Source organism: Streptomyces sp. NPDC090022, assembly GCF_044748145.1.
GTDB lineage: Bacteria > Actinomycetota > Actinomycetes > Streptomycetales > Streptomycetaceae > Streptomyces.
Genome location: NZ_JBIVFN010000001.1, coordinates 204,488 through 219,380, shown reverse-complemented (window position 1 = coordinate 219,380; position 14,893 = coordinate 204,488). Strand labels below are relative to the sequence as shown.

At 69.5% G+C, this 14,893-nt stretch carries 14 protein-coding genes; 12 read left to right on the top strand and 2 right to left on the bottom strand.

Features of this window, described 5'->3' with window-relative positions; genetic code table 11:
* The first annotated feature begins 39 nt into the window (after positions 1-39).
* The 10 genes from ACIPXB_RS00975 (at position 40) to ACIPXB_RS00930 (ending at position 12,741) form a co-directional block, all read left to right on the top strand.
* Positions 40-936 (top strand): radical SAM protein, encoded by an 897-nt coding sequence (locus ACIPXB_RS00975; protein ID WP_401442836.1) that lies wholly within the window; start codon positions 40-42, stop codon positions 934-936.
* Positions 937-951: 15 nt separating this feature from the next.
* Entirely contained in the window at positions 952-2,124 is a 1,173-nt protein-coding gene (locus ACIPXB_RS00970) for a methyltransferase domain-containing protein (RefSeq protein WP_401442833.1), read from the top strand.
* A gap of 449 nt (positions 2,125-2,573) precedes the next feature.
* The gene (locus ACIPXB_RS00965) at positions 2,574-4,463 is read left to right on the top strand and encodes an ABC transporter ATP-binding protein (protein ID WP_401442830.1); all 1,890 of its coding nucleotides are present in this window, start codon (positions 2,574-2,576) and stop codon (positions 4,461-4,463) included.
* 64 nt (positions 4,464-4,527) lie between these two features.
* Positions 4,528-5,493 (top strand): hypothetical protein, encoded by a 966-nt coding sequence (locus tag ACIPXB_RS00960; protein WP_401442827.1) that lies wholly within the window; start codon positions 4,528-4,530, stop codon positions 5,491-5,493.
* Positions 5,490-5,966 carry an NUDIX domain-containing protein gene (locus tag ACIPXB_RS00955; RefSeq protein ID WP_401442824.1) on the top strand — a complete coding sequence of 159 codons (477 nt, stop codon included), beginning with the start codon at positions 5,490-5,492 and terminating at the stop codon, positions 5,964-5,966. The genes ACIPXB_RS00960 and ACIPXB_RS00955 overlap by 4 nt, the downstream gene beginning before the upstream one ends.
* Entirely contained in the window at positions 5,963-6,742 is a 780-nt protein-coding gene (locus ACIPXB_RS00950) for an MFS transporter (RefSeq protein WP_401442821.1), read from the top strand. Before ACIPXB_RS00955 ends, ACIPXB_RS00950 begins: the two co-directional genes overlap by 4 nt.
* A 162-nt stretch (positions 6,743-6,904) precedes the next feature.
* Positions 6,905-8,290: a site-specific integrase gene (locus tag ACIPXB_RS00945; protein ID WP_401444363.1), complete on the top strand. Its 1,386-nt coding sequence runs from the start codon at positions 6,905-6,907 to the stop codon at positions 8,288-8,290.
* Positions 8,290-10,068, top strand: coding sequence for a hypothetical protein (locus ACIPXB_RS00940; protein ID WP_401442818.1), 1,779 nt, complete (start codon positions 8,290-8,292; stop codon positions 10,066-10,068). The genes ACIPXB_RS00945 and ACIPXB_RS00940 overlap by 1 nt, the downstream gene beginning before the upstream one ends.
* Positions 10,065-12,242: a site-specific integrase gene (locus ACIPXB_RS00935; protein ID WP_401442815.1), complete on the top strand. Its 2,178-nt coding sequence runs from the start codon at positions 10,065-10,067 to the stop codon at positions 12,240-12,242. The genes ACIPXB_RS00940 and ACIPXB_RS00935 overlap by 4 nt, the downstream gene beginning before the upstream one ends.
* A 1-nt stretch (position 12,243) precedes the next feature.
* Positions 12,244-12,741: a hypothetical protein gene (locus tag ACIPXB_RS00930; protein WP_401442813.1), complete on the top strand. Its 498-nt coding sequence runs from the start codon at positions 12,244-12,246 to the stop codon at positions 12,739-12,741.
* Positions 12,742-12,809: 68 nt separating this feature from the next.
* Here ACIPXB_RS00930 and ACIPXB_RS00925 read toward each other — a convergent pair whose 3' ends face one another.
* The gene (locus ACIPXB_RS00925) at positions 12,810-13,145 is read right to left on the bottom strand and encodes a hypothetical protein (protein WP_401442811.1); all 336 of its coding nucleotides are present in this window, start codon (positions 13,143-13,145) and stop codon (positions 12,810-12,812) included.
* Positions 13,146-13,232: 87 nt separating this feature from the next.
* On the opposite strand from ACIPXB_RS00925, the gene ACIPXB_RS00920 reads away from it, so the two are divergent.
* Both ACIPXB_RS00920 and ACIPXB_RS00915 read left to right on the top strand, forming a co-directional pair.
* Complete coding sequence (locus tag ACIPXB_RS00920) at positions 13,233-13,658, top strand: heavy metal-responsive transcriptional regulator (RefSeq protein ID WP_401442808.1); 426 nt, start codon at positions 13,233-13,235, stop codon at positions 13,656-13,658.
* Positions 13,659-13,731: 73 nt separating this feature from the next.
* Entirely contained in the window at positions 13,732-14,046 is a 315-nt protein-coding gene (locus tag ACIPXB_RS00915; protein WP_401442805.1) for a DUF427 domain-containing protein, read from the top strand.
* Here ACIPXB_RS00915 and ACIPXB_RS00910 read toward each other — a convergent pair.
* Complete coding sequence (locus tag ACIPXB_RS00910) at positions 13,938-14,717, bottom strand: CDP-alcohol phosphatidyltransferase family protein (protein ID WP_401442802.1); 780 nt, start codon at positions 14,715-14,717, stop codon at positions 13,938-13,940. The two genes, ACIPXB_RS00915 and ACIPXB_RS00910, sit on opposite strands and share 109 nt — an antisense overlap.
* Between the last annotated feature and the right edge of the window lie 176 nt (positions 14,718-14,893).

The following is a 14,893-nucleotide window of genomic DNA, read 5'->3' as shown; positions in this document are numbered from 1 at the left end:
CACGAACAGATCCTGGACCATCGCGAAGGGACCACGTTCATGACCGTCACGCTCGAACCCTCGGTGGCGAAGCCGCCGACCGCGCCTGGGCTCCTCGAACTGGAGATCACCCGGCGCTGCCAGTTGACCTGCCAATCGCACTGCTACGCCAAGGCCGGCCCGACGCAGGGGCACGGCACCATGACCACCGCCGAGTGGAAGCGGATCATCAGCGAGGCCGCCGCCATCGGCACGGAGCGGATCCAGCTGATCGGCGGCGAGCCGACGCTGCACCCCGACTTCGCCGAGCTCGTCGAGCACACCCTGTCGAGCGGGCTCAAGGTGATCGTCTACTCGAACCTCTACCACGTGCCCGCCCAGCACTGGGAACTCTTCGCCCGGCCCGGCGTCAGCCTCGCCACTTCCTACTACGCGGACACCGGCAACGGCCACGACCGGATCACCGGCCGCACCGGATCCCACGCCGCCACCCGAGCGAACATCATCGAGGCGCACCGCCGCGGTATCCACGTCCGGGTCGGGATCGTCGACGTTCTGGAGGGGCAGCGCGTCGCCGAGGCCCGCGCGGACCTCCAGAACCTCGGCATCACGGACATCCACACCGACCGTGTCCGCGCCGTCGGCAACGCCGCGAAGGGCACGGCCCTGCCGTCCACCTCCGCGCTGTGCGGCCGGTGCGCCAACGGTATCGCTGCGGTCCTGTCGGACGGGACGGTCACCCCGTGCGTCCTGGGCCGATTCCTGCCCGCCGGCCATGTCCAGGGCAATACGCTGCAGGGGGTGCTCGCCTCCCCGTCCTGGCGGCAGGTCGCCGCGAGCATCCCCGCCAGTCGGCATGACCCCTGCGGCCCCGACTGCGGGCCCAACGATGACAGCTGCAAGGGCGGCGGCACCTGCGACCCTGCCTCCGGCCTCACTCCGACCACTGCGGACTGAACGGGAAGAACCTCGATGGACTGGGAATCAGCGGCACGCCGGCTCGCCGCCAGCACCGCCATCCGACCGGAGTCCCGGTGGTACGCACCGCTCGCCACCACACCGCGCCACCGATTCGTGCCGCGCTGGTGGGCCCGGGACACCGAGGACGACGGCAAGCGCGTCTGGGTGCTGCGGGACGGTGCAGCTGACCCCGAGCAGTGGCTGCGGACTGCCTACAGCGACAGCACGCTCATCACCCGGGTTGGCTCCCATCACGCCGACCACGCCGACCCGGGCCAGTCCCTTGTCCGCAGGTCCGACAGGTACCAAACGTCGTCGTCCACGCTGCCCTCACTGGTACTGCTGATGTACCGCTCCGGATGCATCACCGACACCTCCCGCGTGCTGGTGACCACCGGAAGCGGCTACGGCACCGCCCTGGCCTGCGCCCGGCTCGGCGACGACCAGGTCACAAGCGTCGACGTCGACCCCTACCTCGTCTCGGCGGCCCGACAGCGCCTCGCTGACGCCGGACACCACCCGCGGCTTCAGGTCTGCGACCTGACCAAGACGCTACCCGACGGCAGCTACGACCGGATCATCTCCACCGTGTCAGTCCCCGCCGTGCCCGTTTCCTGGCTGGAGGCACTCGCCGCCGGCGGACGGCTGGTGACCACCCTCTCCCGTACCGGACTGATCATCGTCGCGGACAAGAACGACGACGGCGGGGCGACCGGGCACGTCGCCCCAGAGTCGGCCGGCTTCATGAGCACACGCCACGGCGAGGACTACGACGCCATCCTCACGGACGACGCACCCGGGTGGCAGCACGCCCGGCATGCCGAAGGCGAGACCAGCACGGGCCGCTATCCACTGATGTACGTGCCGGACACCTGGGACTTGCGGTCCACTCTCGAACTCATGTTGCCCGGCATCGAGCACCGTCAGCACACGGCGGACGACGGCAGCCGCACCGTGTACATGCTGCACCAGGACGGCTCCTGGGCCCGGGCGACGGCACTAACGCGCCACGAGCTGCCGACCGTGCACCAGGGTGGGCCAACCCGCCTGTGGGACGCACTGGATCGCATTCGCACCTGGCTCGTCGTTGATGGGGACCTCCCCGTCCGAGGCGCCGCAGTGACCGTCGCCGCCAACGGGGCGGTCACCTTCTCGCGGAAGGGATGGACTGCAACGGTCGGATGAGACCTTGCCGACCGGTTCGACCATGGCGGCCACCATGCCGTACTCCGCGTAGGCGAGCGGTCGCCCCCGTCCGCGAAAGCCCGTGCGCTGCCGTGGCCTTTACCCTCGGCGGTTTGCTCACCTCACCGACGGGCGACACCCGGCTCCGGCAGCTCATCCCATACCAGCAGTAGTACGTCGCAGGCCGTGGGGTCACCTCGACGCCCCACGGCCACACTGCTGCCGGGTGCCGCGCAAGAGCAACCTCTCCCCACTGACGTCACCATCGGCGATTCGGCCAAACGCACGACTGCACAGACCTGTTGCGGGGGCTGGGTCCGTGCATCTTCCATACGCCCCCACCCGCGCTATCTCGGGAAATCTGAAGCGACTCAAATACACCAGTTCGATATCCCGGCCGGGTCGTTGAGCCTCACGACCACGCCGCACGACCGTCTAGGGGGACCACGTTGACCTCGGCCGCAACGAACGAGCAGCAGAACTCAGTGCCTCCTCCGCCCCCGCCAGCGGAGATCACCTACAGCGGGCAGTACTCCGTCAACCCGCTCGCCGAGGTCTCCTTCCGGCGGATGTGCGCGCAGATCCCAGCCGTCCTCGGCCGGATCCTGCGCCTGTCCTGGCGGACCGACCGGCGGGCCGTGCAGCTGCTGATGGGCTGCCAGGTGGTTACGGGCGTCTCGGCCGCCGTGCTGCTGGCAGCCACGGCCCGGGCCATGGAACCGGTCCTAGGGGAGGGCACTGCCGGCGAGCGGCTGCGCGGCGCGCTGCCGGCGCTGCTCGTGGTGGCTTTCGCTTCGGCGCTCGTGCGCGGGGCGGGGGCGGTAGCCACGTACGCGGAACGGCGGATCACTCCGCGGCTGACCACTGAGACGGACTCCGCGCTGGTCGAGGCGGTGTGCCGAGTGGAGGCGTCCGCCTATGCGGAGAACGGATTCTCGGACCGGCACGAGGCGGCCGAGATGGGGGTGATCCGTACCCACGTCATGGTCACCGACGCGCAGCGGCTCGTGTCCGCGCTGATCCGCATGGTCACCGCGGGTGGCGTGCTGTCGGTCCTCAACCCGTGGATGGTGCCGCCGCTCCTGCTCGCGGTGCTGCCGGCCGGCGTCGGCGCCATGCTGACCGCCCGGGTCGACTACGAGATTCACTACGCCAACATCGCCGACCGCAACGTGCGCGGCATGATGCGCTGGTGGGCGACCGAGTCGAAGTACGGCGACGAGGTCCGCGCCAACTCGATGACCGACTACCTCATCTACTGGTACCGGGCCCTGTCCGACCGCTGCGACCGGCGCACCCTGGCCGCCGCCCCGCGGACTCTGCGGATCTCCCTGCTCTCCGCGTTGGCCGGCGGCATCTTCCTCGTCGCGACCTGGGGCGCCCTGGCATGGCTGGCGGTCTCCGGCCGGATCGAACTCGCGGTCGCTGCGACGGCCGTCATCGCCGTGCAGACCACGCTCGCCGCTCTGTCCCAGGTCGTCATCAACGGCGCCGCGGTCTTCCACACCAGCCTGTACCTGAGCGACATGCAGGCCTTCCTCGACGACGCTGCCGCCCACGCCCCCAAGCGCGGCCCCCGCGCACACGCCGCGCCGACTGAGGAGATCCGACTCGAGGAGGTCGTCTACCAGTACCCGGGCAAGGACAAGCCCGCCGTGGACGGTGTCTCCCTCACCCTTCGGCGCGGCCAGATCCTTGCGATCGTCGGCGCGAACGGCTCGGGGAAGTCCACGCTCACCCGGCTGCTGACCGGGATCTACCTGCCAGACAAGGGCAAGGTCACGTGGAACAGCACCGACCTCGCCGAGGTGGACCCCGCCACGGTATGGGCGAACACCGGGCTCGTGCCGCAGATCTTCGCGCAGTGGCCACTGCGGGTCCGCGAAAACGTCACCCTCGGCCAGCCTCACACCCACGACGACGCCCCCGTGTGGGAAGCCATCGACGCGGTCGGCCTGCGCGAGGCCGTCGAGGACCTCCCCGCAGGCCTGGACACCCTCCTGGCCCGCGACGTCTTCGGCGGCTCGGAACTCTCCGGCGGGCAGTGGCAGCGCGTGGCATGTTCGAGGGCCCTGTACAGACGCCCGGGACTGCTGATCCTGGACGAGCCCACCTCCCAGATGGACCCGCGCGGCGAGCACCAGATCTTCGAGCAGATCAAGGCCATCGCCGCGGACCGCATCACGATCGTGGTCACGCACCGCCTGGAGAACACCAAGATCGCCGACCACATCATCGTGATGGAGCACGGCCGGATCACCGAGCAGGGTCGGTATGGCGACCTCGTCCACGCCGGCGGCACCTTCGCCGAACTCCTGGAACTGTCGCAGGACCGCTGAGATCCGCCTCGCCCCGTCCCGCCCGCCCCGCCCCGGCGGGACGGGCCGCATCAAAGGAGGACCCGTGCCCCCATCTCCCGCCGCTGCCGACGCCTTCGCCTCCCACTCCTCGTACGCCTCGCACCCCGATCGCGAGGTGCACGGCGTGAGGCAGACGAAACCCCTGCCCACCACCGTGCAACGCTGGGCGGAGCGGCGAACCGGGCCGGTGGTGGCCGTGCGCGATGCCTCGCACGACTGGCACCGCTCCCGGGTGTGGGAGTTGACCGGCAAGGGCGGCGCCCGCTGGTACGTGAAGGTCTCGCCCTCGGTGAAGTTTTTCACCCGCGAGACCAGGGCCTACCGGCACGTTGTTCCCGCGCTCGGGCACAGCCGGGCGCCTCATCTCCTCAACAGCCGTGCGGACGACCTGGCCTTGCTGCTCACGGCCGCGCCCGGCGCTCCGGCGCCGGGGCTGCGCCTGACCTCCGTAGAGTGGCGGGCAGTGCACTCGCAGGCCGGCATCCTGTGCGCCCGGCTCCACGAGGCCGGTGAACTCGACCGCGCAGACCGGACGGAGGCCGAAGGGGCTCTAGCCGCCGCAGCCGGCGGCGCGGAGAAGTACCTGGGCCGCGCCGGGGACCGGCTCACCGGGGACGAGCAGCAGCTGGTCCGCGACTACGCGGCCCAGCTCCGCCGCGTCGGGCCAGTGCCGCTCGGCTACATCCACGGCGACAACCAGCCGCGGAACTGGCTGTGGTCCGAGGCGGGGCTCGCGCTCTGCGACTTCGAGCGAACCCGGCCAGCCGCCCGCGTGCAGGACCTCGTCATCCTCGCCGTCACCGAGTGGCTCGACCACCCCGACCGCAAGCAGGCGTTCTTCCAGTCGTACGGGTGGGCACTCACCGACGCCGAGCGGCAGGCGCTGCGCTGTCTGACTGCACTGGACGCGGTCAACTGCCTGGCCTGGGGCCCGGACAACGGCCACCCCGACGTCACCGCCCGGGGCCGGCGGACCCTGGACCGGCTCATGAGGGAGGACCGGCCGTGAGCAGAGTCCATCGCAGCCTTGCGCACGTCATGGTCCTGCTCCAGCGTCCCGCCGACGGCCGGGTCCTCACCGTCCGGCATCAGAAGGGATCGTGGCACTCCCCTGGGCTGCTCACCGTCGTAGGCGGCCGTCTCGAAGCCGATGAGTTCTTCGACGAGGGCGCCGCGCGCGAGCTCGCCGAGGAGACCGGCATCCGCATCCCCGCCGGCCTGCTCGAGTTCTGCCAGCTGGTCCATCTGCACGCCGCGGACGGAGAACGGGTGGCCGGCGTCGTGTTTCTGGCACGGGAGTGGGAGGGCGAGCCGTACAACCGGGAGCCGGACACCCACAGCGAGCTTGTCTGGGTCGATCCTGCCGCTCCGCCGGGGGACTGCCACCCCTTCACCCACGAGGTCCTGCGCCGCTTCGTCGCCGGGCACTGGTACGGCAACGTGATCGCCCCCGAGCCGACCGTCGGGGGTGAGCGCCGGTGACGGTCACTGTCAGGAGCCGGAAGAGCACCGCCTGGGCGATCCCGGCCTATCGGTACCTGCTCGGGAGCGAGGCCGTGAGCCTGGCCGGGTCGGCGGTGAGTGCCGTCGCCTTGCCGTCGCTCGCCGTCCTGGAGCTGCGCGCCACCGCCGGCCAGGTGGCGACGCTCGCGTTCCTCGGCCAACTTCCCAGCACGCTCGCGCTGTGGGCCGGCGCCTTGTCGGACCGGCACACCAAGCGTTTCCAGCTGCTCGTGTCGGACCTGGTGGCCGCCGCGTCGCTCACCACGGTCCCGGTCGCTGCTCTGGCCGGGGTACTCACCATCGGCCAGCTGTACGGGGTAACGCTCGCCGTCGGCGCGGCGAGGATGGTCCGTGACGCCGCGGCGATCAGTCTCCTGCCGGCCGTCGTGGCGCCGAACCTGTTGCACGACGCCAACTCCCGTCTGGGCGCGTCGTCCTCGGTGGCCGACAGCGCGGGCAGCAACGTGGGAGCCGCGCTCGTGGGAGCCGTCGGGGCCGCGCGATCGGTTCTCGTCGACGTCGCCTCCTTCCTCGCCTCTGCCGTGCTGGTCTGGCGCATCCGCGTACCCGAGCCGCACACGCCCCCCGTCGAGGCCAATAAGCGGCGCGGTCTCACCGCGGACATGACGGCGGGCGTGCGTTACGTGGCCGGGCAGCCGACGATCCGCACGGTGATCGCGGCCCTCGCCGTGCTGTCCTTCGGACTCGCGCTGATGAACACCTTCTGGGCGTACTACCTCCTTGTTCCCGCTTAACGACAGTGTTGCTTTCTGCCTGGCACCCCACCTGACCTGCTTGTTTGGCTGTTGCAGTCCGCCGGGTTGCATTGATACTCATCGGCCATGCACCAATCGACGTACTCAACAGCGGGCTGGGAGTCCTGGGGGCTCGCGTTCAGGCCGGCGATCCCGGAGGGGATCCCGTTGCTGTTCGACGACGACCTCCTCTTCGAAGACAGCAACGGCGTCCGCCCCACCACCGTGATCAACTGCTGGGCCTGCGAGCTGCCGGCGAATGGGTGCCCATCGCCGAACTCGTGGCCCTATTACGTGCGTACGGTGCGTGAGTGGCTGGAGTTCATATCCGGGCGCGGGGTCGACCTTTTCGACTCGCGGCGTCGCCTGAAGGCAGCATTGAGCGCGTACTCCGTGTATCGGGCCCAGGGCCCCATCAAGCACCGCTTCGAAGCGTCCACGTGGAACCAGAACATGGGGATTCTGGCCGGGTTCTACAAGTGGGCGAAGGACGAGCAGTACGCGGACTCCGAGCCGTTCACATACCGGCAGGCGGTCTGGGCTTTCAAGGGGCAAGTCCGTCGCGGGCGGGTCAACCAGTCACGGCGGCGCCAGGCGAAGCCTCATGTGACGATCAAGTATCTCGACGACGACTTCACGGACATCTTCCTCAAGGCGTTGGCGGGGTTGGATCCTGACGGGGAGCGGGATCTGAGGTACCGGGGGCGGGAGTTGGCCCGGAATTCAGCGGTCGGCCGGTTGGTCGTCTCCAGCGGTCTGCGGAGCCAGGAGTACACGTACCTGCTGGCCTGCGAAGTGCCACTGCTTCCCTCGCGACGGACTGCGGTGCCTGTGTCGTTCCCGGTCTCGTCCGGTATCAGCAAGGGAAGCAAGTACCGCGAGTCGTGGATCGATTACGACTCGCTGGCTGAACTGCACTCCTACATCGCCCTCGACCGGGCAGCGGCGACGTTCGGATCGTCGTGGCTGCCGCCGGCCCGGTGGGGAGAGCCGCTGTTCGTGACGGACGCCGACGAGCGAGGCGGACGCGTTAACGGGGTCCGTGTGCGGTGGAGCTCACTTCGCCCTGCCGAGCGGCGGCGTCTGGTCGCCCCGGAGGGAGGTTCGATGCTGCTGTCGGTGTGGGGCCAGGGACGCCCCTTCACCGGATGGTCCACGGTCTTCGCCAGGACCTCCGACCGCATCCGCGAGCGATACGAGCCGCGCTTCCCGCATGTCAGCCCGCACCGGTTGCGTCACACCATGGCGATGGCGACCATGGCTCGGCTGATGCGCGGCTGGTACGAGCAGGCTGCTCGGCAGGTCCGCGACACCGATGACGATGCCGCCCTGGCGCACTACCTGCGGACGCAGGAGCCGCTGCTGATTCTGCGCGATCTGCTCGGACATACCAGCTCGCTGACCACGGAATCGTACCTGCACCGCCTGGACGTACTGCGCCTGTTCACTTCCCTGTACCGGCGGGTCGGCAAGGAGTACGGGCTGCTGGACGAGGATGTCGAGCTGGAGCTCGGGACCGAGTTCGACGACGAGCCGGCGGTGCTCTGATGCCGGCCACCGTCACCCTGGACCCGCTGGGTGTGCACTGCGTCTTCAGCGACGGGTCGGAGTATCGCCGTCGCCTGCGCGTGCTGCGGCCGGTGGAGCTCCCGGAGCTGGCGCGCACCCTGCTGGAGGGTGCTACGGATCTTGTACATCCGCACGGGCAGGTCGACAGCGCGGGCGGCTTCGACCTGTACCTCACCGCCGTCCGCGGCTTCACCGACTGGCTGGTCGAGTTCGGGTTCTCCGGCGGGGCCTCTGACCTGACGCGCGCGCTCCTCGCCCGGTACTGGCGACAGGGGGTGCGGTCCTCCCAGGAGAGCGCGCTGCGGGCGATGTTGCGCTGCGCGGATGACCAGGATCAGATTCTGGCGCCGGGAGTGCGCGCGTTCGTCGATGGCCGGCTGTTCAACACGGGCGAGCGGTACGGCTCGCACCAGCCGTACAGCGAGGCCGAATGGGCTCGGCTCATCCGTACCTGCCGGGCCGAGGTCGATGGCGCCTATCGCGCGTTCTGCGCGGCCCGTGAGCAGGCATCGTCGGCTGACGGGCCGGGGGCTTCGCTCCGCGAGCGCACTGCCCATCACTGGCTGGTGGTTCAGAACGGGCCCGACCCGCTTGTCAAGGAGATGGCAGAGAGCGGCTCGTTCCCCTTCCGGCAGAGATACGGCGCCGGACTTCGCGCGGTGCTGGATCCGCTGATCCCGCCCCTGGACGTGATCATCGCCTATCAGCTGCTGTTCGGCGCCTACACCGGCATCGTGCCGGACGGGATCGCGGACCTGGGACTTGACGACATCGAGTGGGCGGGTGACGAGAAGATCCTCCTCAGCTACGTCAAGGGCCGCACGGCGGCGGAGAGCCTTGCTCTGTCACGTCAGGCCACTCGTCTGCTGGAACAGTGGCTCGATCACTCCGCGGTGGCCCGCCGATTCGCGCCCGAGGGGTTGCGTCCCGAGCTCTGGGTGCGTTTCACGCCGAGCGGCACGTGGGCGGGAGAGCGATGGCTGGCCAAGCCGGCCACGCGCCTGTCCGTCGTCCGCTGGGTTGAGCGCCGCCAAGCCGTCGACGAGGACGGGCACCCCACGCAGATGACGGGTGACGACGGTCTCCCCCTGGCCCTTCACCGGCACCGCATCCGCACGACCCACGACGCGCTGAAAGACCGATCACACTGGCGCGGCAGCCGCCGGACCACGCTCGATCCGAATCGGTCCCCCGGCATCGAGGGGGACCACTACCTGACGAACACGACGCCGGCTCAGCGCGAGGCGGCGGAGGACATCATCGCCCAGGCACAGGAGGACCTGGTGCGCCGGGCGCTGCCGCCTTTGGTGCTGGCCACCGCCGATATGGCCGACCTGGTGGAGAACTATCCGGAGCACATGAGGCGGCTCGGCCTGGACGACAACGCCTTGGCGCAGCTGCTGTCCGGGGAACGCGACGTGTTCACCGCGGCGTGTGGGGATCAGCTGTCGGGACTCCACGGGCCGAAGGGCAAGCCCTGTCCGGCACGCCCGTGGGTGTGCCTGCTGTGCCCGCTGGCCTTGTTCGCTCCCCGCCATCTGCCTAACCTGCTGCGGCTACGGGCGTTCTTCTCCCGCCAGTGGCAGCAGATGGCCACCGCCGAGTTCATCCCCGTCTTCGGCCCGTACGCCCACCGTCTCGACGAGATCCTGACCCCCGGCCGGTACTTCTCCGAGCACGCGCTGCGGGCGGCTGCTGTCGAGGTCACCGGCTCCGATGTGGAGCTTCCACTGCGACCTGAGGAGCACACCGTATGACCACCCTGCCCCGGCCCACGGGCCTCGCGGCTGCCTTTCGGCGTTCTGTCTTTCGGGGTGAAGACGTGTGTGCTGCGGCAGGTCTGCCGGTCTGCGGCGCGGGCCCGCGTCCTTGCTTCGATGACGCGGTCTGGGACTTCACCGGTGTCATCGGGCTGCCGCGGTACCTTGCGCGGTACGCGCGGATCTTGTCCTTCACCGAGATCGTCAATCCCCAGTGGAGGGAACTCGCACAGGAGTTCATATTCGCCCGGCTCGCACCGGACCACCACGCTGTGCGGGAACTCGCCCACGCCTACCGCACACCCGTGCAGATAGCCACGGTGCACGGGCGGCTGACCGTGCTCACCGGCTGGCTCAACTGGCTCACCGAACAGGGCGTCGACCGTCTCGGGGAGGTAACCCAGCAGCACTGCGCCGCCTACCTGGAACTTCGCAAAAAGGTACGGGACAAGCACGGCGTCGTGATCCGCGACAGCAGTCCCGGCTACCGCATGGACGTCGTGGCGGTTATCCAGGAATTGGGCTACTACACCGAATTGTTCTCCACCGGCGGCTACGTGCCGGGCTTCCGTCCATGGGGGCGACGCACGGCGTACTCGGTTGCCGGGATGGTCCGTAGGACGGGCAACACAACGCCGCCGCTGAGCAACGACATATTCCAGCCGCTCGTGGCAGCGGCCCTGTACGTGGTGGAGGTGCTGGCGCCGCACGTCGTGGAACTCCAGCAACAGCTGCGGGAGATGACGCCGAACCGGCCGGGCCGCAACAGCGGGCGTCCGAGCTGGAAGGTCGAGGTCGTCCGGGCCATCGACCGCCACATCCGGGAGGGCGACCCGTTCGACGTCGCCCTCGATCACGTCGTAGCCGAGCGGCTGGCGGACGGGTGGGATTCGGACGATCCGCTGCTGCGGGTGAACCTGATCTCCCTCGCCCACGAGACCGGACGGCGTGCCTTCCACTACACGTGGCTGCCCACCCTGCGCGGCCACCTGGAGAAGGCCGTCAGGGAAGTCGGCCTGTCCAAACGCTGGGGCCGGGCGGCCGCCCTGGTCGAACGCGCGGACGGCCGGGGCAGTGTCCCCTGGACTTTGCCGATGAACACCACCGAGGCCCGACTGCAGCTCTCCCGGGCCCGCACAGCCTGCCTCATCGCGCTCGCCGCACTGACCGGAATGCGCAAGAGCGAACTGGCCGAGCTGACCCACGACTGCCGCCTGCCTCCCGAACAGCTCGGCGAGGGCCGCGTCCGCTACCGCCTGAAGGGCAAGGTCATCAAAGGCCGGAAGCTGGGTGGTGAACACGATCAGTGGGTGACCATCAAGCAGGCGTACGACACCGCCGGCGTAGCCGCCTCGCTCGCCGATCCGGTGAAGAACGACGGTCACCTGTTCAAGTCGCTCTCCTTCTTCACCCCGTACGAATGGTTCCTGACCTGGGTCAATGGCCCAGACGGCCGTCGCCTTGGGCTGGCTCCGATCCCCGAGGTGCCGGTCAGTCTGCGGATGCTACGCAGAACTCTCGCGGTGGAAATGGCGCATCGGCCCGGTGGTCTTCTGGCCGCCAAGATCCATCTCAAGCACATCTCGGTGGTCACGACCGAGGGCTACGCGGACCGCCCCGGTGGGGCCCAGTCGGTGCTGATGGCCGAGTTCGGCCAAGAGGAGCGCGAGCATAAGATGCGCGTCGCCCTCGACGCATTCCACGACTACCAAAATGGTATCCGGCCCTCGGGGCCTGGTGCCGGAGATCTCCTGGACTTCTTCGCCTTCGTCGACGAGCAGTTGGACTTCTCTGGGGCGCCAAACGTCAAGCGCAGCGACCAGGAGGTGACGAATCTCCTCGCCAAGCGGGCCAAGTCCCTGCATCTGGGGCCGGCGAACTACTGCTGGTTCCTCGATCCGTCCAAGGCGCTGTGCCTCAAGCTCGCAGGGGCCCGCGCCCGCGGGGCGACAGAGCCTTTGATCGGCATGTGCGATTCCGCGCGGTGCCCCCAGGCCACCCACCATGCCGGGCACCGCCCGGTATGGGCGGCCAGCGCCGAGAGTAAGAAGGTCTTCATCGCCACCATCGGACGCGCACAGCGGACGGAGAAGGCCCGGCTGAGGGCGGAACTCGCCCGCGATGAACGGGTGCTGGCCGAGATCGACGCCCACTGCGGAACGGGGGCCTGACATGGCCCGCATCAGCGACGAAACCCGACGGAGCAACGAGAGGGCCATTCGGCAGGTCATGGAACAGCTCCTGGCCGGTGACGTCCCCCCGGGCGGCAAGTGCGACATCAAGACCCTCGCGACCCAGGCCGGGGTCGCCCGCACCGGCTTCTATCCCAAGAAGAACCGCGACGGCTCACCGCGGCCCGGTCTGTACCAGCACCTGGCCGAGGAGTTCGAGCGCCGCCTGGCAGCACTGCGCGAGGCCGGCGCCATGACCGACCCACGAGCCGCCCAGGTCGAACGCCTCAAGAGTCAAGTAGCCGGGTTGAAGGACCGGCTCGCCGGGCGGCAGGAGCAACTTGCCGAGCTCGATGAGTTCAAGCGGCGAGCGCTGTCCCAGATCGCCGCGCAGCAGATGGAGATTCAACGGCTTCGGGAGGCCCTGGCCGCACCGTCGAATCTGCGGGCACTTCCCCGGGCTCAAAGAGGATCTGCCCCCTACGGGTCATGTAGCTGAACTCCGGGCCATATGCGCGGATCCCGGTCATTGCGATGGGCCATCTGCCAGGTGTGCCGGGACCGCGGTCAGGGCAGCACACCGCTCTCAGTCAGGACTCGGTGCAGGTCCGCAGCGGCCGGTGCACCCTCGGTCGTGCCGTCGGCATGGCGGTAGAGCCGACAGGACAGGCCCGCTTGGAGTTCCTCCGCTGCGAACGGCTCGGCTCCGTCCAGCAGGAGGGTGGGCGAGCCCGACATCCCTAGCCTGACAGCCTCGTCCGCGTCACGGACCTCGACCCATTCCACCGGCACGGCCCGGCCCTGGAGAGCCTCGGTGATGCGCTCGCGGATGAGCGGGGCGTTCGGGCAGTCGGGCACGGTCAGCACCGTAAGGCGCGACGCCTCAGTCTCGAAGTAGTTCATGGCGGACCCCTTCCTGGCGAGGTTCTTCCTGATGTGTGGACGGTAAACCTTCCAGTGCGCTGGAAGGTCAAGGGCTAGCCTGGAGGTATGCGCATCGGTGACCTTGCTGCCGTCAGCGGGGTGACGGCGAAGACCCTCCGGTTCTACGAGCAGGCCGGGCTGCTGCCCGCCCCACCCCGCACCGCGGGCGGCTATCGCGACTACCCGCCACAGACGGTGCAGCGGCTTGCGTTCATCCGTGACGCCCAGGGCGCGGGGCTGAGCCTGGCCGAGATCCGCTCCGTGCTCGCTCTGCGTGATGCCGGCGCCTCTCCCTGCGCCCATGTCACCGCACTCGTCGCGGCGCACCTTCAGGACATCGACCGGCGCCTGGCCGAGCTGCGCGCCACCAGGGCGGTGCTGCGGGGGCTTGCCGAGCGGGCCGCCGCGACCGATCCAGCCGACTGCACCGACGTCGAGGTGTGCCGCATCCTCACCGGGGCGGGCAGCGCGGTTGGTGAGCGTCCTCACTGAACCGTCGGGCCGGGCCCGCCTAGCGTGAGGACTCCCGGGACATACCGGTCCCGTTCAGGTAGAGGAGCAGGCCATGCTGCGTGCGGTGTGGAACGGAACGGTGATCGCGGAGGCTCCGCGCACGGTGATCGTCGAGGGCAACCACTACTTCCCGCCCGAGTCGCTGCACCGGCAGTACCTCACGCCGAGCAGGACCAGGTCGCTGTGCTTCTGGAAGGGAGTAGCCCGCTACTACAGCCTCGAGGTCGACGGACTGACGAATCCGGATGCCGCCTGGTACTACCCCAAGCCCAGCCCCCTGGCCCGGAAGATCAAGAACCATGTGGCGTTCTGGCAGGGCGTACAGGTCGAGGGCACGCCGGAGACGTCGGCAGACGGCGGGCAGTGACCGAGGCGGGTCAGGTGCCGGAGGGCGACGACGGCCTGAAGAGCGGCGGCCGGACGCAGCAGGACGGGTCGGGGCCGCTCGGGCATGGCACCGCGGCGCAGGCCGAGGCCGGTGACGGTGACGACGGGCAGCGCCCAGGCCGCGATGGCCGCCACCCGTACGGCGGCGCTGGGTTCGTGACGCAGGGTGAGCCATGTCCAGAACGCGGCGTCGGCGAAGGTGTCGGCGTAGTCACCGAAGGGAGAGGACGTGCCCTGATGACGGGCAAGGCGCCCGTCGGCGAGATCAAGGCCGACCGCCAGGACGCCGGAGGCGCGGCCGGTACCGCCGGGCAGGGCGGAGAGGTTGGCGCGCAGCAGCGTCAGGACGTCTGCGGCGGTCAGGCGGGTGCGGTGCTCCAGCAGCCCCAGGTGCGAGGCGGCGAGGACCCAGCTGGCGGCCACCCAGCGCCGCCCTGGCCGCCTGCCCCGCGCCAGCCGGTACAGGACGCCGTGCAGGGCGGTGAGCTCGGCCAACGCTCGGGGGCGGCGGGCGGCCTGGAGCAGCGACCGGTGTGCGGCCTGGCCGAGGAAGCTCACGACGGCGGCCGGAGAGAGGTTGTCCGCGCGCAGACCGGCCAGCAGCGCGGTCGTCGCGGCACGACTGCCGGCCATCTCGGAAACAGGCTCCACGTTCCTTGGTCCTCCACCACGACGGCTATGGCGATCAGGGTAGGGGCCGACGCGCCGGGAGAACGGTGAGCGCGCTCACTGATCGGCGTACATGCCCGGCCTAGCGTCGTAGGTGAGACGGGGACAGACACGCGTGGAGAGGTCGGGCAATGGCGTGGATCGGTGCTCTGGGAGCG

Bases quoted from the DNA above. Each gene is read 5' to 3' on its own strand.
- ACIPXB_RS00975 (WP_401442836.1), top strand. From the start codon at position 40: ATGACCGTCACGCTCGAACCCTCGGTGGCGAAGCCGCCGACCGCGCCT.
- ACIPXB_RS00925 (WP_401442811.1), bottom strand. From the start codon at position 13,145: ATGAACTACTTCGAGACTGAGGCGTCGCGCCTTACGGTGCTGACCGTG.
- ACIPXB_RS00940 (WP_401442818.1), top strand. From the start codon at position 8,290: ATGCCGGCCACCGTCACCCTGGACCCGCTGGGTGTGCACTGCGTCTTC.
- ACIPXB_RS00930 (WP_401442813.1), top strand. From the start codon at position 12,244: ATGGCCCGCATCAGCGACGAAACCCGACGGAGCAACGAGAGGGCCATT.
- ACIPXB_RS00915 (WP_401442805.1), top strand. From the start codon at position 13,732: ATGCTGCGTGCGGTGTGGAACGGAACGGTGATCGCGGAGGCTCCGCGC.
- ACIPXB_RS00920 (WP_401442808.1), top strand. From the start codon at position 13,233: ATGCGCATCGGTGACCTTGCTGCCGTCAGCGGGGTGACGGCGAAGACC.
- ACIPXB_RS00935 (WP_401442815.1), top strand. From the start codon at position 10,065: ATGACCACCCTGCCCCGGCCCACGGGCCTCGCGGCTGCCTTTCGGCGT.
- ACIPXB_RS00970 (WP_401442833.1), top strand. From the start codon at position 952: ATGGACTGGGAATCAGCGGCACGCCGGCTCGCCGCCAGCACCGCCATC.